Consider the following 19,457-nt stretch of genomic DNA (forward strand, 5'->3'; position numbering starts at 1 on the left):
CGCGCGGTCTTGGTCCGGCCGGTGCGCGCCCGCGGGCCGGCCGGGCGCGCGGCGGCGCTCAGCGGCACGCGCCGGCGCGGGGGGTGGCGCCGTCCCACCGGCACACCGCCGGGTACTGCGCGCGGCGGGCGTCGGCGGGCAGCGAGCCGTCGGCCCGTTGCCGGCAGGGGGTGGTCCCGCCGCAGACCCACCCGTGCAGGAACAGCCGCTGCTCGTCGTCGACCAGGGCGGGGGCGAGATCCGCGCCTCCCGGGCCGCAGATCCCGGTGCCGGACGTGGTGAGCAACGAGTGCTCGGTCCTGCCGTGGAAGTCCCACCGGTCGGTGGAGGTCAGGTAGACGGTGGCGTAGCTGCAGTTGTCGTAGCCGTACCGGGAGGCGAACAGCACGAACGTGGAGCCCCGCTGCCGCAGCACCGGGTTCTCGATGATGCCGGTGCTGCGGACCAGTTCACCACTGGCGTTGCCGACCCAGCGGGTGCCGGTGTCGTCGAGCCGCAGCATCCGGATCGACGACGGTGTCTGCTGCGTCTTGTAGAGCACGAACCGCTTGCCGTCGGCGTCCTCGAATGGGGACGGGTCGATCACCCCGGCGGCGGCGACCGGCCGCCCCGCCACCACGTCGTCCGCTCCGTGCGCGCCACCCGGGCAGACCAGCGGCGCGGTGCCGACCGGCGTGTACGGCCCGCCGACGGCCTCGGAGGTGGCGGTCCCGATGCACCGCTGCCCGTTCTTGCCCTTGGCGGGCAGTGAGTAGTAGAGCACCCACCCGGTGGCGGTACGGACGGCGTCGGGGGCCCACACCGCGCCGTTCTCGGCCCAGTCCGGTACCGACCCGAGGGTCGTGCCGAGGGTGCTCCACGGCCCGGACGCGGTCTCACCCCGGTGGGCCGGGGCGCGGGTGCCGGTGGCGAACACGACGAAGCTGTCGTTGTGCCGCACCACGCCGGGATCGGCGATCCCACCCGAGGGGGCGTACACCGGTTGCGGGGTGGCGGCTGCGGCGGGCGCGGCGACGGTGCCGGTGCCGGTGACGACCGTCACCGCGACGGCGATCAGCGCCGGTCGCCAGGTCCTTCGTGGGTGCATGGATTCTCCCCGGCAAGAGCAATTCACTACGGACAATGCGCCTCCGTTGTCCGGAAGGTGAAACTAAGCTACCGTGCCGGAGTTGCCAAAGTAACCTTCCTTCACGGCCGGATCGTGTCGCGCCGGCCGTCGGCGTTCGGGAAAGGACAGCCATGGCAGGCGGAAAACGATGGTCGGTGCGGGGTGCGGGTGCCCTCGTCGGCGCGGCGGTGCTGCTGGTGAGCCTGGTGCCGGCCACGCCCGCCGCCGCGAATTCCACCTTCCAGGCGGCGACCCTGAACATCCTCAACGAGCTGAACCAGGCCGACTTCGTCCACGACCTGGAGCTGATCACCGCGAAGGCGGACCTGGTCGGGCTCAACGAGGTCGGCAACCGCAAGGCGTACCTGAAGGACTGGGCGGCGGACAACGGTTGGTGGCTGTACGCGCCCGAGCCGACGCAGGCGGCCAACGAGGCGCTGCTGGCCCGCAAGAGCATGTTCGACGTGCTCGACAAGGGGTCGAACTTCGTGTGCGACACCAACGGGCCCGGCGAGGTGCCGCCGGCCCGCTACAACAACTGGGTCCGCTACCGCCACAAGGCGACCGGGCGCAGCGTCTACCACCTCAACGCGCACGCCAACGCGAGCATCGAGAACAACGGCCAGCCCGAGGACCTGCCCCGAACCGCCTGCGCCGAGCAGCAGTTCCAGGCACTGAAGAACCTGGCAGCCGCCAAGAAGGACTCCGGCCAGGTCATCGTCAGCGGCGACCTGAACGTCGACTTCAGCGCCGACCGGGCGTACGGGTACCAGAAGTTCCCCTGGAAGGTGTTCGAGGCCAACGAGCTGCCGAACCTGCGGTCCTGTTACAACCTGTACGGCGAGAAGGGGAACGGGACGCACGGCAACCGGCACATCGACTACATCTACTTCTGGAAGCGCGTCGAGGAACACCGCGAGATGTGGATGACCGACTACTCCATCGTCAGCGGCACCAACTCCGACCACAACGGCGTCGTGGCGGCGTTCAGCATCTCGTCGTAGCCACCGGCGCCGCGCCGCCTTCCCGGCGGGCCCCACCGCCGACGCCGGCCGTCGACCATTGACACCTATCGTGATCCACTTCATCGTCGGAGCAACCGCCTCCGCGTCGAAGGGCTCGCCTGATGGTCGACACCGCACACACGTACGTCATCGTCGGAGCGGGGCCCGCCGGCCTGCAGCTGAGTTACCACCTTCAGCAGCAGGGCGCCGACTACCTGACGTTCGAACGTGGCGCCGAGCCCGGGGGCTTCTTCCGGCGGTTCCCGCGCCACCGCCGCCTGAACTCCGTCAACGCGGTGCACACCGACAGCAGCGACCCCGGGATCCGACTGCGGTGCGACGGGAACTCGCTGCTCAACGACGACCCGGAGCTGCTGTTCCCGAAGTTCAGCCAGGAGTACCTGCCGGCCGCCGACGACCTGGTGCGGTACCTCGCCGAGTTCCAGCGCATCCACCAGCTCCGGGTCCGCTACGGCACCACCGTCGAGCAGGTCTCCCGGGAGGACGACGGGTTCACCGTCCGCACCGACCGGGGGGTCGTACGGGCGCGGTGCCTGGTCGTGGCGACCGGCTGGGGCCGGCCGTTCGTGCCGGACATCCCGGGCATCGAGCACGCCACCGGTTACGAGGAGATGGACGTCGACCCCGACCGGTACACCGGCAGGCGGGTCCTGATCATCGGCAAGGGCAACTCGGCGTTCGAGACCGCCTCGTCGATCCTGGGCAGGGCGTCGGTGGTGCACCTGGCGAGCCGCCGGCCGCTGCGGCTGGCCTACGACACCTGGCACCCCGGCGACGTCCGGGGCCGGCACGGCGCGATCCTCGACAGCGACCGGTTCACGCCGCTGCACGCGGTGCTCGACTGCACCATCGACGCGATCCGACCGGTCGACGGCGGGTTCCGCGTCGCGATCACCGACACCCACGCCCCGGGCGAGACCGTCGAACTCGACTACCACGAGGTGCTGCGCTGCACCGGCTTCCGGATGGACACCTCCCTGTTCGACGCCGCCTGCGCGCCGGACATGGTGCACGACGGCCGGCTGCCGGGCCTGCGCCCCGACTGGCAGTCGAGCAACGTCGACGACCTGTACTTCGCCGGCACCGTCGCCCAGGCGCGGGACGTGCGGCACGCCGCGTCGCCGTTCATCGACGGCTTCCGCTACAACCTGCGTACCTTCACCCGGCTGCTGCGGGAGCGCTACGACGACGTGCCGCTGCCCGCCGCCACCACGTCGGGCGAGCCGGCCTCGCTGACCACGGTGATGCTGGACCGGGTCAACGGGAGTCCGGCGCTGTGGACCCAGTCCGGGTACCTCTGCGACGTCTTCGTCCGCGACGACGCCACCGGGGACTTCCGGCACCACGAGGACCTGCCGGAGGACTACGCCGTGCCGCGGTTCGCCGACTCCTCCCACTGCTACACCCTGGCCCTGCGCCGGGGCCGCGCCGACGGGTCCGACACCGACCGACGCCCGACCCGGGACAGCGCCGTCATCCACCCGGTGGTCCGGCGGTACCGCCACGGCGAACTGGTGGCCGAGCAGCACCTGCCGGGGGATCTGCTGGCCGGGTGGCGGCGGCCGGACCGGCACGTGGAGCCACTGGTCCGCTTCCTCGGCAGGGACCTCGCCGACGGATCATGATCCCGCCGGACGGTCCGCGGGCCCGGCCCGTCCACCGTCGCCCGGCCCACCGTTCCCGGCGTCGGTCAGCCGGGTCAGCCGGCCGTACAGGTAGCGCTGGCGGGGCAGGCTGGTCGAGCGGCGGGCCGCGTGGGCGTACGCCGTCCGGGCCTCGGCGAGGTTGCCGCAGCGTTCCAGCAGGTGCGCGCGGGCCGCGTGCCGTCGGGGGTCGTCGCCGACGCGGGGGTCGTCGGCCAGCGCGTCGAGCAGGCGCAGCCCGGCGGCGGGACCCCGGGCCATCGCCACCGCCACCGCGTGGTTGAGCGCGACCACCGGGTTGTCCGACATCCCCAGCAGCACCCCGTAGAGGGCCTCGATCTGTGCCCAGTCGGTCGCCTCGACGCTCGCCGCCTCGTCGTGCACCGCCGCGATCGCCGCCTGGAGCTGGTAGGGCCCGACGTCGCCGCGCGGCAGCACCGCGCTGACCAGGGCCACCCCCTCGGCGATCTGGTCGGCCCGCCAGCGGCTGCGGTCCTGCTCCGCCATGGGCACCAGCTCACCGTCCGGGCCCACCCGGGCCGGCCCCCGGGCGTCGGTGAGCAGCATCAACGCCAGCAGCCCGGTCACCTCCGGATCGTCGGGCAGCAGCCGGTGCAGCAGCCGGGTCAGCCGGATCGCCTCGGTGGACAGGTCCACCCGGCGCAGGCGCGGGCCGGTGGTGCTCGCGTACCCCTCGTTGAAGATCAGGTAGAGCACCTGCCGGACGGCGTCGAGCCGGGCTGCGCGCTCGTCGGCGTCGGGCAGCGCGAACGGCAGCCCGCGGGCGCGGATGCGCTGCTTGGCGCGGGTGATCCGGCGGGTCATGGTCGCCTCGGGCACCAGGAACGCCCGCGCCACCTCGGCGGTGCCCAACCCGCCGACGGCGCGCAGGGTCAACGCCACCTGGGCGGCCGGCGGCAGCGCCGGATGGCAGCACAGGAACAGCAGCACCAGGCTGTCGTCGCCCGGCTCCCGGTGGTCGGCCGCCGGGGCGAGCCACCGTAGCGCCCGGCCGGCGTCGTCCTCCCGCCGCCGCCGGGCCTGCTCGGCGCGGAGCAGGTCGGTCAGCCGCCGGGCGGCCACGGTGACCAGCCAGCCCCGGGGCTGCTCCGGCAGCCCGTCGACCGGCCAGCGGGTCGCGGCGGCCAGCAGCGCCTCCTGGACGGCGTCCTCGGCGGTGTCGAAGTGGCCGTACCGGCGGACGACCGCGCCGAGGACCTGCGGCGCGAGCACGCGCAACAGGTCCTCGACGGTGGACGGTCCCACGGCGACCGGGTCAGCCGTCCAGGTCGTCGATGCCGTCGGCGACCGGTCGTACGTCGACGTACCCGCCCTCGGTGTCCGGGTCGACGAACCGGGCGGCGATCTCGGTGGCCCGGTCGAAGCTGACACAGTCGACGACGGTGAACCCGGCCAGCACCTCCTGCGTCTCTGGGTAAGGCCCGTCGGTGACCACCGGCGCGCCCTGCCGCAGCCGCACCCGCCGGGCGTGCACCGGCGCGGTCAACCCCTGCCCGTCGACCAGCTCACCGGATTCGGCCAGTTCCTGGTGCACCGCCGCCATGTGTTCGTGCATCGCGGCGACCTGCTCCGGCGTCATCGGCGGTTGCGCCCCGGGACGGCCGGCCATGGCGTCGTAGTCGCGCTGCGAGCCGTACAACATGATCATGTATTTCATGGTTCTCCTCTCGGCCGCGGGATGCGGCCGGACATCCGGGACGTCGGAGCCGCCGGGCCGATCCGGACACCGGGTCCGAGGCTAACCCCCGGGACGGGTGGTGGCGGTCACCTACCGTGGTTCCATGACGACGATGTGGCTCGTGGTCGGCGTGGCGGCCCTGGTGATGATCGGCACGGTCGGCTGGGTCGCCTGGCGCGACCGGGCCCGCACCGTCGGGGCCGAGGACCGCACCGCCGGGCGGGACGCCCAGGCCAGACAGCACCGGTACGAGGCGGAACGCCACTTCGCCCAGAACGACACGATCCACCAGGGACAGGAGCACCACTGACCGTCCGGCCGGGCCGACCCGGCTCACCCATGGTCAACGGGACGCCGGCCGGGCATGATCGTTCCACGGTCGGGGTACCACCGATCGCAGGACCGGCACGCCTGGGAGGCACACGGTGACGGCAGGCTCGCGACGCCGCTCGCACGGACCACTGCTCGCCGCGCTGACGGCGCTGGTGGTGGCGGTCGGCTGCGCGGCCGGCGGGGTGGGGGAGAGCGGCCCGCAGGAACCCCGGGAACCGGCCCCCCGGCAGTCGTCGCGCCCGGCTGCCCCGGCCTCACCGGAGGCGGAGACCACCCGCGCCGACGGCACCACCAGCGTGGCCGAGTTCAAGAGCGACATCGACGACGCCGTCACCATCGCCGAACGCTACTGGGGCGCCCAGTTCCGCTCCTCCGGCCAGGAGTTCCGCCCGATCAGCCGGATCGTGCCCTACCAGCGTGAGGGTGAGATCTCCTGCGGCGGGCAGGCACTGCCGCGCAACAACGCGGTCTACTGCTCCCAGGGCGACTTCATCGCCTACGACGTCAACTGGTCGGTGGCGGCGTTCCGGCAGGTCGGTGACGCGTTCGTGTTCTACCTGCTGGGCCACGAGTACGCCCACGGCATCCAGATCCGGCTCGGTATCCGCGCCAACTTCACCATCCAGCAGGAGCTGCAGGCCGACTGCATGGCCGGGGCGTACCTCGGCGACTCCGTCCGTGACGGCACCCTGAGACTCGACGCCGGTGACCTCGACGAGTTCCGGGAGGGGCTGCTCGCCGTCGGCGACGACCCCGACCAGCCGTGGTTCGCCGAGGGTTCGCACGGCACCGCCGAACAGCGCACCGACTGGTTCTTCCGCGGCTACGAGCGGTCCCTGGACGCCTGCAACCTGCGCTGAGGAGCAGGTCACGTCCGACCGGTACGGCGGCACGCGTCCCGGGCCGGGCTGGCAGGATCGCCCGGAGACCACCCGCGAGCGCCAGGAGGATTCCGCTGAGCAGCCCACACCCCGCCGCCGTGCTCTTCGACATGGACGGCACCCTGGTCGACAGCGAGAAGCTGTGGGACGTCGCCCTGCACGAGTTGGCCGCCGAGTACGGGGGCACGCTCACCGGCCCGGCCCGGCGGGCGATGATCGGCACCGCGATGGCGGCGTCGATGCGCATCCTCCACGACGACCTCGGTCAACCCGAGCGGGACCCGCAGGTCAGCGCGGAGTGGATCAACGCGCGGATCCTGGAGCTGTTCCGCACCGGGCTGCGCTGGCGGCCGGGTGCGTTGACGCTGCTGCGGGCGGTACGCGCCGCCGGCATCCCCACCGCGCTGGTCACCTCCAGCGGCCGGCCGCTGGTCGAGGTGGCCCTGGACACCCTCGGCCGGGACAGCTTCGACGCCGTGGTGTGCGGCGACGAGGTCGACTCGGCCAAACCGCACCCCGAGCCGTACCTGACCGCCGCCCGGCTGCTCGACGTGCCGATCGGCCGCTGCGTGGCGATCGAGGACTCGCCGACCGGGGTGGCCAGCGCGCTCGCCGCCGGTGCGGCGGTGCTGGCCGTGCCGGCGGAGGTGCCGGTGCCGCCGACCGACGGCGTACACCAGGTGGAGAGCCTGACCTCGGCGGACCTGGAGCTGCTGGCGGCGCTGCTCGGCGAGCCTGCCGCCTGAGCTCCCGGGCGGGCCCGCGCGGCCACGACGAGGGGGGGTCCCGCCGGTCGGCGGAACCCCCCGAGGTCGGACGGGATCAGTCGTGCGCGATCGCACCCAGCACGTTGATCCGGGCCGCCCGCACCGCCGGCAACACCGCCGCCACCACGCCGATGATGGCCGCCAGCAGCAGGAACAGCCCCATCTGACCCCACGGCAGGATCAGGTCGGTGATGCCGTCGTCCTTGAGCGCCCGCACCACCGCGGCACCGAGACCGACACCCACCACGATCCCGAGCAGCGCCCCGAAGACCGAGATCACCACCGCCTCCACGGTGATCATCCGCATGGTCTGCGCCCGGCGCAGCCCGATCGCCCGCAGCAGGCCCAGCTCGCGGGTCCGCTCCAGCACCGACAGGGCCAGGGTGTTCACGATGCCGAGCACCGCGATAACGATCGCCAGCGCCAACAGGATCTGGATCATCGTGAGCAGGCTGTCCAGCGAGCCGGTCTGCTGCTCGATGAATGCGTCCCGATCGGCCACCGACACCTCCGGGCTGTCGGCCAGCAGCGCCTCCACCTGCGGCTGCACGTCGGCCACCCGGGTGCCCGGAGCCAGCTGGATGAACCCCTGGTTGGGCTTCGGGATGGCGAAGTCCTTCACCGCCTGCGGCGGCAACTGCACCGGGCTGGTCAGCTCGGAACTCTCGTAGATGCCGCTGACCGTGTAGGTGCGCGGCTCGCCCCTTGAGGCCTGGACGGTCACCGTCGAGCCGACCGAGATGTTGCGGGACCGGGCGGCGTCGGAGCTGAACAGCATCTGGTCCGGGCCGAGCCGGCTGATGTCACCGGCGGTCGTCTTGGCCCCGAAGATCCGCTGCAACGCGGTCACGTCGCTGGACGCGGCCAGCCAGGTGACCTTCCCGTCGACCATTCCCATGTCGCCGTACTCGCCGTCGGCCATCTGCACACCGGGCAGCGCCGCCACCTTCGTCAGCACCGCCGGGTCGAAGCTCGCCGGCCGCGGACCGGTCGTCGACCCCGAGATCACCAGCTCGGCCCTGATGGTGTCCTGGGCCAGCGCGCCGATGCTGCCCTTCGCCGAGTCCAGGATCACCGTCACCCCGGTCACCAGGGCGATGCCGACCATCAGCGCCGCCGCCGTGATCGCCGTGCGGCGCGGGTTGCGGCCGGAGTTCAGCCGACCCAGCTTGCCCGGCACCGACCAGGCGAAGATCGCCCCCAGCAGGGACACCACCGGGCGGCTGATCAGCGGCGTCAGCAGCGCCACCCCGATGAAGGCGAACAGCACCCCGCCCAGGATGACCGCCAGCGCGTTGTCCCCGGCGTTGTCGCTGAGCCCGAGGAACAGCAGCACCGCGCCGATCCCGGTGATCACCCCACCGGTCACGGTGATCCGGGTCAGCGGCCGGTCCGGGTTGGCCACGTCCTGCATCGCCGCGATCGGCGGGATGCGCGCGGCCCGCAGCGCCGGCAGCAGCGCCGCCACCACCGTGATCAGCAGGCCGACCGCGAACGAGCCGATCACCGCCGACGCCGGGACGCCGATGCCGGCCAGCGTCAGTCCACCGGCCAGGTTGCCGAAGACGTACGCCAGCAGCGCGCCGATGCCGATGCCGGCACCCAGCCCCAGCACCGAGGCGATCAGGCCGATCGCCACCGCCTCCAGCACCACCGAACCGATGATCTGCCGGCCGCTGGCCCCGATCGCCCGCATCAACGCCAGCTCCCGGGTCCGCTGCGCCACGATGATCGAGAAGGTGTTGAGGATGAGGAACGTGCCCACCAGCAGCGCGACGGCCGCGAAGCCGAGCAGGATCTTGTTGAAGAAGGACAGCCCCTCCTTCAGGCTCGCCGAGGCGTCCGCCGACAACTGCTCGCCGGTCTTGACCTCGAAGCCGTCGCCGAGCGTCCGGGCCACGTCGTCGCGCAACTTCGCGTCGCCGACCCCGGCGGCCGCCCGTACGGTGACGTTGGTGAAGGCGTCCCGCTCGCCCAGCAGCAGCCGCTGCGCGACAGGCGTGGTGAAGGCGATCTCGTTGACCCCGCCGATCGAGTCCCGGTCACCGCTGTAGCCGAAGACCCCGACCAGGGTGAAGGTCTGCTTCGGCACCAGGGGGGTCAGCACCCCGACCCGGTCGCCGACCTTCACCTTGGCCGCCTGGGCCAGCGCCGCGTTGACGACGATCTCGTCGTCGGCCCGGGGCTCCCGGCCCTCCCGCAGCTTCACCAGGTCGCTCTCGCCCCGCCAGTTCGCCCCGAGCTGCGGCGGCCCGAACGACGTGACCACCTTGCCGTTGCTGCCGATCAGCTGGGCCCCGTCGGTGGTGACCACGCCGGTGGCCTCGGCCACCCCGGGCACCCCGGCGATGCGCTGCACCGTCGCCGCCGACACCGTGGTCGGCACCTGCTCGCCCTGCATCTCGCTGAGCGCCACCTTCGGCTTGCCGGCGACGTTGACGTCGATGCCCTCGTACGCGTCGGCGAAGACCGCGTCGAACGAGCGGCCCAGCGTGTCGGTGAGCACGAACGCCCCCGAGACGAACATGACACCCAGCACCACGGCCAGGCCGGACAGCAGCAGGCGCACCTTGCGCGCCAGCAGACTCTTGAGGGTGGCCCGCAACATCAGCCGGCCACCTCGACCAGGGTGTCCAGCTTCTTCATGGTGTCCAGCACCGTGTCGGCGGTCGGCTCGATCAGCTCCGAGACGATCTGCCCGTCGGCCAGGAAGACCACCCGGTCGGCGTACGCGGCGGCGGTCGGGTCGTGGGTGACCATCACGATGGTCTGCCCGTGCTCGCGGACCGAGTTGCGCAGGAAGTTGAGCACCTCCGCGCCGGAACGGGAGTCCAGGTTCCCGGTCGGCTCGTCGGCGAAGATCACCTCGGGCCGGGCGACCAGCGCCCGCGCGCAGGCGACCCGCTGCTGCTGGCCACCGGAGAGCTGCGCGGGCCGGTGCCCCAGCCGGTCCCGCAGGCCGACGGTGTCGATCACCGTGTCGTACCAGGCCGGGTCGGGCTTGCGGCCGGCGATCGACATCGGCAGCAGGATGTTCTCCTGGGCGGTGAGCGTGGGCAGCAGGTTGAACTGCTGGAAGATGAAGCCCACCTTGTCCCGGCGCAGCTTCGTCAGACCCGAGTCACCCAGCCCGGTCACCGTGGTGTCGCCGATCTGCACGGTGCCCTTGCTGACCGAGTCCAACCCGGCCAGGCAGTGCATCAGCGTCGACTTGCCCGAGCCCGACGGGCCCATGATCGCGGTGAACCTGCCCCGCTCGAACTCGGCGCTGACCCCCCGTAGCGCGGCGACCTGCGCCTCGCCGGTGCCGTACACCTTCCACACGTCGTTCGCCCGGGCCGCGGCCTGCGCATGCTGGCCTACCGTCGCGGTCACGTCATCTACCTCTTCCGTCTGGCTGTGTGTGCCCCCACCGCCCCCGCTGGTCGGTGGGGTCGATCCCATCCTCGGTGCCGCTCGGCGCGGATCCGTCCAACCACGGACTGACCCGGCGCGGATTTCCCGCTGCGGGTCGGCCCGGAGAACGGCTCAGGGTTGTCCCTGATCCGGCGACCGGTCGTGCCACCCCACCCTGCGGCGGGGCCCCGACACCGACGTCAGGATCTGACGCCACGACACGGTAAACCGCGCCGCGCCGCCTTTCGTCACGGTAGGTGAGCGCGGCAACGCTGCCGTCCCCCCACCGGCCTCACCCTGGGTACGCCCCGAGGGGCATCCGGTGCCGCCCGGCTACGCCTTGGGGCGGACCAGCCCCGACTCGTACGCCAGCACCACCGCCTGCACCCGGTCGCGCAGCCGCAGCTTGGTCAGCACGTGCCCGACGTGCGTCTTGATCGTCGTCTCGCTGACCGACAACGCGGCGGCGATCTCCGCGTTGGACAACCCCCGGGCCACCTGGACGAGCACCTCCCGCTCCCGCTCGGTCAACGTGCCCAACGCCTTCGGTGGGCTCGCCGCCGGGTCGGGCAGCACGGTGGCGAACCGGTCCAGCAGCCGCTTGAGGATGCGCGGCGCCACCACCGCCTCCCCGGCGGCCACCGTCCGGATGGCGGTGACCAGGTCGTCGGCCGGCACGTCCTTGGCCAGGAAACCGCTCGCCCCGGCCCGCAACGCCCCCACCACGTACTCGTCGAGGTCGAAGGTGGTGAGGATGAGCACCCGCACCGGCAACCGCGCCTCGACGATCGCCCGGGTCGCGGCCACCCCGTCCATCCGGGGCATCCGGATGTCCATCAGCACCACGTCGGGCAGCAGCCGCCGGGACAGCTCCACCGCCTCCTGACCGTCCCCGGCCTCGGCGACGATGTCGAGATCGTCCTCGGTGCCCAGCACCATCCGGAACCCGGTGCGCAGCAACGGCTGGTCGTCGGCGAGCAGGATCCGCACCGGCCGTCCCGGCGGGCGCGCGGCGGCCCCACCGTCCGGCGCGGACGACGGGGGGCTGCCGTACGTCTGGCCCATCTGCTGTCCCCGTTCCCCCGTCACGCCGGGACCGTCCCGGCCGGTTCCACCGGAATTCTCGCGTACACCCGGAAGCCGCCACCGGCCCGTGGCCCGATCCGCAGGGTTCCACCGTAGAGGGCCACCCGTTCGCGCATGCCGACCAGTCCGTGCCCGATCCGGTCGGGCCCCGGCTCCGGCCCCCGCCCCGTGTCGGTGATCTCCACGGTCAGACCGCCGCCGTCGACGCCCAGCCGGACGGTCGCGGTGGCCGACCCGGCGTGTTTGAGCGCGTTGGTCAACGCCTCCTGGGTGATCCGGTACACCGTCAGCGAGACACCCTCGTCGACCGTCGGCACCGGGTCCGCGACCTCCAGGACGACCGGTAGCCCCGCCTCGCGTACCTGCTCCACCAGCGCGGTGATGCCGGCCAGGCCGGGCTGCGGGGTGAGGTCGGCGGCGGGCTCCGCGTCGGTCCGCAGCACGTCCAGCAGCCGGCGCATCTCCCGCAGCGTGACCCGGCTGGTGTCCTCGATGGTGGCGATCGCCTCGTCGGCGGCGGCCAGGTCCCGGTGCAGCACCCGCCGGGCCCCGGTGGCCAGCACCCCCATCACGCTGACGTGGTGGGCGACCACGTCGTGCAGCTCCCGGGCGATCCGACGCCGCTCGTCGGCCACCGCCTGCTCGGCCAGCGCCCGCTGGTTGTCCTCGGCCGCCCGGGCCCGCTCCCGCAGGACCCGCAGCGAGGTGCGCCGGGCGCGCACCGCCCGCCCCACCGCGTAGGCGAGCAACGCGGTGAGCAGGTTGTTGAGCACCAGGTACGCCGGACCGACGTCGAGCCCGGTGTCCAGCGGGGTGAGCACGTTGAGGGCGGCCACCGGCACCCAGAGCAGCACCGTGGCCGCCACCGCCGTAAGGGCCGCCCGGTGCACCGCCATCGTGTACGTCAGGACCAGGAACGTCAGGCTCTGCGTGGTCGGGGCGTGCCCGAGCACCGCCGGCACGGCCAGCGTGGCCAGCGCCGCCCCCACCGCCGGCCACGGCGCGGCCCGGCGCAGCGCCACCGGTGCCGCGCACAACCCGCTCCAGGCCAGCATGGACGGCAACTGCCGGGGCCAGAACTCGCGCGGGGTGAGCAGGACGAAGGCGACCTCGACCAGCACCAGCGCGGCGGCGAACAGGACGTCACCGGCCAGCGGCCGGCGCACCCACCACCGCTCGGGTCCCTCGGTCATACCGCGACGCTAGCCGCCTGCCGGGGCGTCCGGTCGTCGCCGACGGTGAACCTCGTCTCCTCCTCACGGATGAGCCGATCTCCCCCCGCCGGTGACGGCGGGCGCTACTCGTCGGCGCCCGGGGCGGCCGGACGGGACCGGGCGTCGCGCAACGGGTCGGCCGCCCCGGCCCGCTCGGGAAACGGCGGCGGGGTGCCGCCGAAGGCCGGGCAGTGCGCCTGGTGGTTGCACCAGTCGCAGAGCCGGCTCGGCCGGGGGCGGAAATCCTGCCGCGCGGTGGCCTGCTCGATGGCCTGCCAGAGCGCCACCACCGTCCGCTCGAACCGCAGCAGCTCGTCGGCGTCGGGGGAGTAGTCGCAGACCTCGGCGTCCTTGAGGTAGAGCAGGCGCAGCACCCGCGGCACCACCCCCCGGGTCCGCCACAGGACGAGTGCGTAGAACTTCAACTGGAACAGCGCCCGCGCCTCGAACGCCTCCCTCGGCGCGCCGCCGGTCTTGTAGTCGACCACCCGCAACGCCCCGTCGGGGGCCACGTCGAGCCGGTCGAGGTAACCCCGGATGAGCAGCTCGTCGTCGACCACCGCGGAGATCAGGCTCTCCCGCTCGGCGGGCTCCAGCCGGCGTGGGTCCTCCACCGCGAAGTAGCCCTCCAGCAGGGCCGCCGCCGACCGGAGGAACTCGGCGGTGCCCGGCTCGTCGCCCGGGTCGAACAGGCCGGCCAGCTCGGGCTGCCCGGTGACCAGCCGGTCCCACTGCGGGCCGACGAGGTCACCGGCGGCCTGCGGGGTGCGCCCGGCCGCCGGCAGGTCGAACAACCGTTCCAGCACCGCGTGCACCAGGGTGCCCCGGGCCTGCTCGACGCTGGGCCGCTCGGGCAGCCGGTCGATGCTGCGGAACCGGTAGAGCAGCGGGCAGGTCTTGAAGTCGGCCGCCCGTGACGGCGACAGCGAGGCCCGGACCGTGGCGGGCAGCGCCGCCGGAGGATGCTGCTGGTCGATCACCGGTTCCGCCGTCATGCCCCGAAGGTTAGGACACCGGTCTGACAGGGTCGTGCTCGCCGCACCGGGCATGATCGGGTCGGCGCGTAGCATCGGGGCGGTGGAGTCCCGTCCCCGCCCGCCGCGTCGGCCCCGCAGCGGACTGACCGTCGGCCGGGTGTTCGGGGTGCCGCTGCACCTCAACGTGTCGATGCTGCTGCTCACCCTGCTGGTGACCGTCACCTACGCCGAGTTCGCCCGGGACCGGCTCGGCCTGTCCCCGCTCGGCGGCTACCTGATCGGCCTCGGCTTCGTGGTGTCGCTGCTCGGCTCGGTCCTGCTGCACGAGCTGGGGCACGCGCTGACCGCCCGCCGTTACGGTATCGGTGTGCGCGGGATCACCCTGGAACTGCTCGGCGGCTACACCGAGATGGACCGGGACGCCCCCACCCCCCGGGTGGAGCTGCTGGTCTCGCTGGCCGGCCCGGCCGTCTCGGCGCTGCTCGGCGGGCTCGCCGTGGCCGCCACCCTGGCCACCCCCGACCACACCCTGGCCCACCAGCTCGCCCTGCAACTGGCGTTGAGCAACGTCATCGTCGCCGTGTTCAACGTGCTGCCCGGCCTGCCCCTGGACGGCGGCGGGGCGCTGCGCGCCGTGCTGTGGCGGATCACCCGCGACCGGCACCGGGCCACCGAGGTCGCCGGCTGGGTCGGGCGGGCCGTCGCGGTGGGCACCGCCGGGCTGGTCGTGCTGCTCACCGTCCAACGGGTGCTGGTGCCGTTGGCGCTGCCGCTGATGCTGCTGGTCGCGGTCACCCTCTGGCGGGGCGCCGGGCAGTCGATCCGGTACGCCCGGATCAGCCGCCGGGTGCCGCTGCTCGACCTGGGCCGGCTGGTCCGCCCGGTCGTCGCCGTCCCCACCGGCACGCCGCTTTCCGAGGCGCAGCGCCGGCACGCCGAGCAGGGGCCACCCGGGTCCGCCGTGCTGGTGGTCGACGGCGCGGGCCGGCCGGTCGCCCTGGTCGACCCGGCGGCGGCGGAGGCCGTACCGGTGGGCCGGCGGCCCTGGTTGGGGGTGGACGCGGTGGCCCGGCCGCTGGCCGCGCTGCCGGCGGTGCCCCTCGGTCTGGACGGCGAACGGCTGATGGCGGCCGTGCAGGCCCACCCGGGCGCGCGGTACGTGGTGACGTCAGGCGAAGATGTGGTCGGCGTTCTGCACATCGCGGATCTCGCCCAGGTCCTCGAACCCACACGGAAGATGAACAGGTGACCGCAGCACATCCCCCCGCCCTCCAGGCCCCCGACGGCACACCGACGTCCACCGCCGTGGCGGAACTCCCCCCGGTGCACCGGGGTCCCTTCCGTCCCGGTGACCGGGTGCAGTTGACCGATCCCAAGGGGAGGATGCACACCGTCACCCTGGAGCACGGCAAGGAATTCCACACCCACCGGGGCATCCTGGCGCACGACGCGCTGATCGGGCAGCCCGACGGCAGCGTGGTCAGCACCGCCGGCGGCGGTACGGCGTTCCTGGCGCTGCGTCCGCTGCTGTCGGACTACGTGCTGTCGATGCCGCGCGGCGCCCAGGTGATCTATCCGAAGGACTCGGCGCAGATCGTCGCCATGGGCGACATCTTTCCCGGGGCCAAGGTGCTGGAGGCCGGCGCCGGCTCCGGGGCGCTGAGCTGCTCCCTGCTGCGTGCCGTCGGCACCGGCGGTGAGCTGCACTCCTACGAGGTACGCGACGACTTCGCCCAGATCGCCCGGCGCAACGTGGAGGCGTTCTTCGGCGCGCCGCACCCGGCCTGGCGGTTGCACGTCGGCGACGTCGCCGACTGCCCGGAGACCGGTTTCGACCGGATCATCCTGGACATGCTCACCCCGTGGGAGACCCTCGACATGGTCGAGCGGGCGCTGCTGCCCGGCGGCGTGTTCATCGGCTACGTGGCGACCACCCCGCAGCTGTCCGAGCTGGTCGAGGCGCTGCGCGAGCGGGGCGGCTGGACCGAGCCGCGGGCCTGGGAGTCGCTGGTGCGCGACTGGCACGCCGAGGGGCTCGCCGTCCGGCCCGACCACCGGATGATCGCGCACACCGCGTTCCTGGTGTCCGCGCGTAAGCTCGCTCCGGGAGTCACCGCGCCGCCGCGCCGCCGCAAGCCCAGCAAGGGCGCGGAGGCGTACGCCGAACGCAAGCAGGCGCTGCGGGAGGCGGCGGCGGCCCGGGAGGCGGCGGCGCAGGCCACCGCCGCCGCGTCGGCCGCCGGAGCCGACGGGCAGGACCTGCCGTGACGGCGGATCGGAGCGGCTGGGCGTGAACGGGCAGAACCCGACGGCCGGTGCGGGCCGACGGTGTGACCGCGGGGAGTGGGCATGAGCCGGCCGGGCTTCGGCGGCGGTGAGCTGCCGGCCGTGTTTCCCGACTGGTCGCCGTACCAGGACCTGGAATCGGCGGCGCGGGCCTACCTGCGTGACCCGGACATCGCCCTGGAGGCGTTGGGCGGGGTGCTGCGGGGTGCCTCGGTGCTCGGCTTCACCCTGGAACGCTTCGTCAACGAGGTCAACGGGGTGTGGCAGGAGGTCGTCGTCTGCGACGGCAGCCGGCTGGTGCTCTGGCACGGCGAGGACGTGCCGCCGGGGGAGGGGCCGCCCGGGTCGATGACGTCGTCGCTGCGGGTGGTGCCGGTGTCCACGGTCACCGAGGTGGGTTGCCGGCGGCGGCTCACCCGGGCCGAGAACGGCGAGGTACGGGTGGACAGCATCGACGTCTACCTGCTGCTCACCTCGCTGGACGAGGCCCCACCCGGCGACGAGATGGTCGGCGCGCCCCGGCACGACGCGCTGCGCTTCGGCAAGACCCTCGACGACGGCGGGGCCGGCCAGATCGCCCGGCTGGAGGAGTTCGCCCGGCTGGTCGCCTCGGTGGTCGGCCGCCCGCTGCTGTGACGCCGCGACCGGGCCGTGGGCGACGCCGGAGCGGCCCCGGCCCGGGGCCGTCCAGTCGTCCCCGGCTCAGTCGTCCTCGGCCTCGGGGCCGGCGACCTCGACGCCGTCGCTGCCGCGCACCACGTGGATGCACTCACCCGGGCACTCCTTCGCGGAGTCGATCACTTCCAGCCGCAGGTGTTCCGGCACGTCGACCCGGCTGCCGGGGGCGAGCCGCAGCTCACCGTCGACGCCCTTGACGTACGCCAGGCCGTCGACGTCGAACTCGAAGACCTCCGGCGCGTACTGCACGCAGAGCCCGTCACCCGTGCAGAGGGCCTGGTCAACCCAGACCTGCAACTGGTCGGTAGCGACGTCGGTCACCCGGCACCCCCCATGTTCTCCCGTCCCACTCCCCGACGGTACCCGAACGGCCGGACCTGCCCCTCAGGCGTCCCTGGCGATCAAGGTTCGGTGACGAGGGCGTTGCGTGGGACCGAATCGGCCTCATAGCGGCTAGTGTTAGGGCAGAACGTTCAAGCCCCCCGGGGAGGTGGGACGTGGCACGCAGTGACGACGCGGACTCGCGCGCCGCACGGTGGGAGAAGGAGGCCCACGATCTCTCCACGCAGGTCGCGTTCCTTCAGGAGGAACTCGCTCTGGTGCGGCGCAAGTTGACCGAAAGCCCCCGACACGTCCGGCAGCTCGAAGAGCGGCTGGCGGCCACCCAGGCACAGTTGGCGCGGCTCACCGAGAACAACGACCGGCTCGTGAGCACTCTCAAGGAGGCTCGCGCGCAGATCGTGACGCTCAAGGAGGAGATCGACCGGCTGGCACAGCCGCCGTCCGGCTACGGTGTCTTCCTCGCGCGACACGACGACGGCACGGTGGACATCTTCACCGGCGGACGCAAGCTCCGGGTAGCCGTCTCACCCTCACTGGACGCCGAGGAGTTGCGGCGCGGCCAGGAGGTCCTGCTCAACGACGCGCTCAACATCGTCGACGCGTTCGGCTACGAGCGGGTCGGTGAGGTGGTGATGCTCAAGGAGATCCTCGCGGGTCCCGAGGGCGCTCCGGGCGACCGGGCGCTGGTGGTCTCGCACTCCGACGAGGAGCGCATCGTCCACCTGGCCGACACCCTGATCGGCACCGCGATCAGGGCCGGTGACTCGCTCATGATCGAGCCCCGTTCGGCGTACGCGTACGAGCGGATCCCGAAGAGCGAGGTCGAGGAGTTGGTGCTGGAGGAGGTGCCCGACGTCGACTACACCGACATCGGCGGCCTCCAGTCGCAGATCGAGCAGATCCGCGATGCGGTGGAACTGCCCTTCCTGCACGCAGACCTGTTCCGGGAGCACCAGCTCCGGCCACCGAAGGGCATCCTGCTCTACGGTCCGCCGGGCTGTGGCAAGACGCTCATCGCCAAGGCGGTGGCCAACTCGCTGGCCAAGAAGATCGCCGAGCGGCTTGGCAAGGACCGGCACACCAGCTTCTTCCTCAACATCAAGGGCCCGGAGCTGCTCAACAAGTACGTCGGCGAGACCGAGCGGCACATCCGGCTGATCTTCCAGCGGGCCCGGGAGAAGGCCGGGGAGGGCACCCCGGTCATCGTGTTCTTCGACGAGATGGACTCGATCTTCCGGACCCGTGGTTCCGGTGTCTCCTCCGACGTGGAGAACACCATCGTCCCGCAGCTGTTGAGCGAGATCGACGGTGTCGAGGGCCTGGAGAACGTGATCGTGATCGGCGCCTCCAACCGGGAGGACATGATCGACCCGGCCATCCTGCGCCCCGGCCGGCTCGACGTGAAGATCAAGATCGAGCGTCCGGACGCCGAGGCGGCCAAGGACATCTTCTCCAAGTACATCCTCGCCGGGCTGCCGCTGCACGCCGACGACCTGGCCGAGCACGGCGGTGAGCCACAGGCCACCGTCGCGGCCATGATCGACGCGGTCGTCCTGCGGATGTACTCGGAGACCGAGGAGAACCGCTTCCTCGAGGTCACCTACGCCAACGGTGACAAGGAGGTCCTGTACTTCAAGGACTTCAACTCCGGCGCGATGATCCAGAACATCGTCGACCGGGGCAAGAAGATGGCGATCAAGGAGTTCCTCACCTCCGGGCGCAAGGGGCTGCGGCTGCAGCACCTGCTCGACGCCTGCGTCGACGAGTTCCGGGAGAACGAGGACCTGCCCAACACCACCAACCCGGACGACTGGGCCCGGATCTCCGGCAAGAAGGGCGAGCGGATCGTCTACATCCGCACGCTCGTCTCCGGCGGCAAGGGCACCGAGGCCGGCCGTTCCATCGAAACCGCGAGCAACACCGGCCAGTACCTCTGATCGGCCGACCGGGCGGGGGGCCCCCCCCCCGGCGCGGGGGGGCCCCCGGCGGGGTGCCCCCCCCCTAAAACCCCCCCCCCCCCCC

General features: G+C 72.6%; 17 protein-coding genes and 1 pseudogene. 9 read left to right on the top strand and 9 right to left on the bottom strand.

What is annotated here, in order from left to right:
- Positions 1 to 58: 58 nt before the first annotated feature.
- The gene (locus tag ACOJTC_RS08205) at positions 59 to 1,087 is read right to left on the bottom strand and encodes a family 43 glycosylhydrolase (protein WP_420116384.1); all 1,029 of its coding nucleotides are present in this window, start codon (positions 1,085 to 1,087) and stop codon (positions 59 to 61) included.
- Positions 1,088 to 1,239: 152 nt separating this feature from the next.
- Between ACOJTC_RS08205 and ACOJTC_RS08210 the strand changes: the two genes are divergently transcribed.
- Both ACOJTC_RS08210 and ACOJTC_RS08215 read left to right on the top strand, forming a co-directional pair.
- On the top strand, positions 1,240 to 2,112 hold the full coding sequence (locus ACOJTC_RS08210; protein WP_420116385.1) for an endonuclease/exonuclease/phosphatase family protein: 873 nt from the start codon (positions 1,240 to 1,242) through the stop codon (positions 2,110 to 2,112).
- Positions 2,113 to 2,234: 122 nt separating this feature from the next.
- On the top strand, positions 2,235 to 3,758 hold the full coding sequence (locus ACOJTC_RS08215) for an NAD(P)-binding domain-containing protein (RefSeq protein WP_420116386.1): 1,524 nt from the start codon (positions 2,235 to 2,237) through the stop codon (positions 3,756 to 3,758).
- On the opposite strand, the gene ACOJTC_RS08220 is transcribed toward ACOJTC_RS08215, so the two are convergent.
- A complete protein-coding gene (locus tag ACOJTC_RS08220; RefSeq protein WP_420116387.1) occupies positions 3,753 to 5,042 on the bottom strand; it encodes an RNA polymerase sigma factor in 1,290 nt (429 codons plus the stop codon). The genes ACOJTC_RS08215 and ACOJTC_RS08220 overlap by 6 nt on opposite strands.
- Positions 5,043 to 5,052: 10 nt before the next feature.
- A complete protein-coding gene (locus ACOJTC_RS08225; RefSeq protein ID WP_420116388.1) occupies positions 5,053 to 5,454 on the bottom strand; it encodes a YciI family protein in 402 nt (133 codons plus the stop codon).
- A 124-nt stretch (positions 5,455 to 5,578) separates the two neighbouring features.
- Between ACOJTC_RS08225 and ACOJTC_RS08230 the strand changes: the two genes are divergently transcribed.
- The 3 genes and pseudogenes from ACOJTC_RS08230 (at position 5,579) to ACOJTC_RS08240 (ending at position 7,435) form a co-directional block, all read left to right on the top strand.
- Positions 5,579 to 5,785: a hypothetical protein gene (locus ACOJTC_RS08230; RefSeq protein WP_420116389.1), complete on the top strand. Its 207-nt coding sequence runs from the start codon at positions 5,579 to 5,581 to the stop codon at positions 5,783 to 5,785.
- 94 nt (positions 5,786 to 5,879) lie between these two features.
- Positions 5,880 to 6,668 (top strand): annotated as a pseudogene (locus ACOJTC_RS08235) (neutral zinc metallopeptidase); the annotation flags it as partial.
- Between the two features lie 119 nt (positions 6,669 to 6,787).
- Positions 6,788 to 7,435: an HAD family hydrolase gene (locus ACOJTC_RS08240; protein WP_420116390.1), complete on the top strand. Its 648-nt coding sequence runs from the start codon at positions 6,788 to 6,790 to the stop codon at positions 7,433 to 7,435.
- Between the two features lie 76 nt (positions 7,436 to 7,511).
- Here the strand turns inward: ACOJTC_RS08240 and ACOJTC_RS08245 are convergent, their stop codons facing one another.
- From ACOJTC_RS08245 to ACOJTC_RS08265, 5 genes are all read right to left on the bottom strand, one after another.
- The gene (locus ACOJTC_RS08245) at positions 7,512 to 10,064 is read right to left on the bottom strand and encodes an ABC transporter permease (RefSeq protein WP_420116391.1); all 2,553 of its coding nucleotides are present in this window, start codon (positions 10,062 to 10,064) and stop codon (positions 7,512 to 7,514) included.
- Positions 10,064 to 10,831, bottom strand: a complete 768-nt coding sequence (locus ACOJTC_RS08250) for an ABC transporter ATP-binding protein (RefSeq protein ID WP_204924410.1) — start codon at positions 10,829 to 10,831, stop codon at positions 10,064 to 10,066. The genes ACOJTC_RS08245 and ACOJTC_RS08250 overlap by 1 nt, the downstream gene beginning before the upstream one ends.
- Positions 10,832 to 11,185: 354 nt before the next feature.
- Positions 11,186 to 11,917, bottom strand: coding sequence for a response regulator (locus ACOJTC_RS08255; protein ID WP_420116394.1), 732 nt, complete (start codon positions 11,915 to 11,917; stop codon positions 11,186 to 11,188).
- 20 nt (positions 11,918 to 11,937) lie between these two features.
- Entirely contained in the window at positions 11,938 to 13,131 is a 1,194-nt protein-coding gene (locus ACOJTC_RS08260) for a sensor histidine kinase (protein ID WP_204924409.1), read from the bottom strand.
- Between the two features lie 104 nt (positions 13,132 to 13,235).
- Positions 13,236 to 14,147 carry a RecB family exonuclease gene (locus ACOJTC_RS08265; protein ID WP_420116392.1) on the bottom strand — a complete coding sequence of 304 codons (912 nt, stop codon included), beginning with the start codon at positions 14,145 to 14,147 and terminating at the stop codon, positions 13,236 to 13,238.
- 139 nt (positions 14,148 to 14,286) lie between these two features.
- On the opposite strand from ACOJTC_RS08265, the gene ACOJTC_RS08270 reads away from it, so the two are divergent.
- From ACOJTC_RS08270 to ACOJTC_RS08280, 3 genes are all read left to right on the top strand, one after another.
- The gene (locus ACOJTC_RS08270) at positions 14,287 to 15,378 is read left to right on the top strand and encodes a site-2 protease family protein (protein ID WP_420116395.1); all 1,092 of its coding nucleotides are present in this window, start codon (positions 14,287 to 14,289) and stop codon (positions 15,376 to 15,378) included.
- A gap of 56 nt (positions 15,379 to 15,434) precedes the next feature.
- Positions 15,435 to 16,397 carry a tRNA (adenine-N1)-methyltransferase gene (locus ACOJTC_RS08275; protein ID WP_357930556.1) on the top strand — a complete coding sequence of 321 codons (963 nt, stop codon included), beginning with the start codon at positions 15,435 to 15,437 and terminating at the stop codon, positions 16,395 to 16,397.
- 81 nt (positions 16,398 to 16,478) lie between these two features.
- Positions 16,479 to 17,051 carry a hypothetical protein gene (locus ACOJTC_RS08280; protein WP_088646669.1) on the top strand — a complete coding sequence of 191 codons (573 nt, stop codon included), beginning with the start codon at positions 16,479 to 16,481 and terminating at the stop codon, positions 17,049 to 17,051.
- Positions 17,052 to 17,117: 66 nt separating this feature from the next.
- On the opposite strand, the gene ACOJTC_RS08285 is transcribed toward ACOJTC_RS08280, so the two are convergent.
- The gene (locus tag ACOJTC_RS08285) at positions 17,118 to 17,414 is read right to left on the bottom strand and encodes a ferredoxin (RefSeq protein ID WP_420116393.1); all 297 of its coding nucleotides are present in this window, start codon (positions 17,412 to 17,414) and stop codon (positions 17,118 to 17,120) included.
- A gap of 176 nt (positions 17,415 to 17,590) precedes the next feature.
- On the opposite strand from ACOJTC_RS08285, the gene arc reads away from it, so the two are divergent.
- Positions 17,591 to 19,372: a proteasome ATPase gene (gene arc / locus ACOJTC_RS08290; RefSeq protein WP_088646667.1), complete on the top strand. Its 1,782-nt coding sequence runs from the start codon at positions 17,591 to 17,593 to the stop codon at positions 19,370 to 19,372.
- Positions 19,373 to 19,457: the final 85 nt, after the last annotated feature.

This window comes from Micromonospora sp. (assembly GCF_048594385.1).
GTDB lineage: Bacteria > Actinomycetota > Actinomycetes > Mycobacteriales > Micromonosporaceae > Micromonospora > Micromonospora wenchangensis.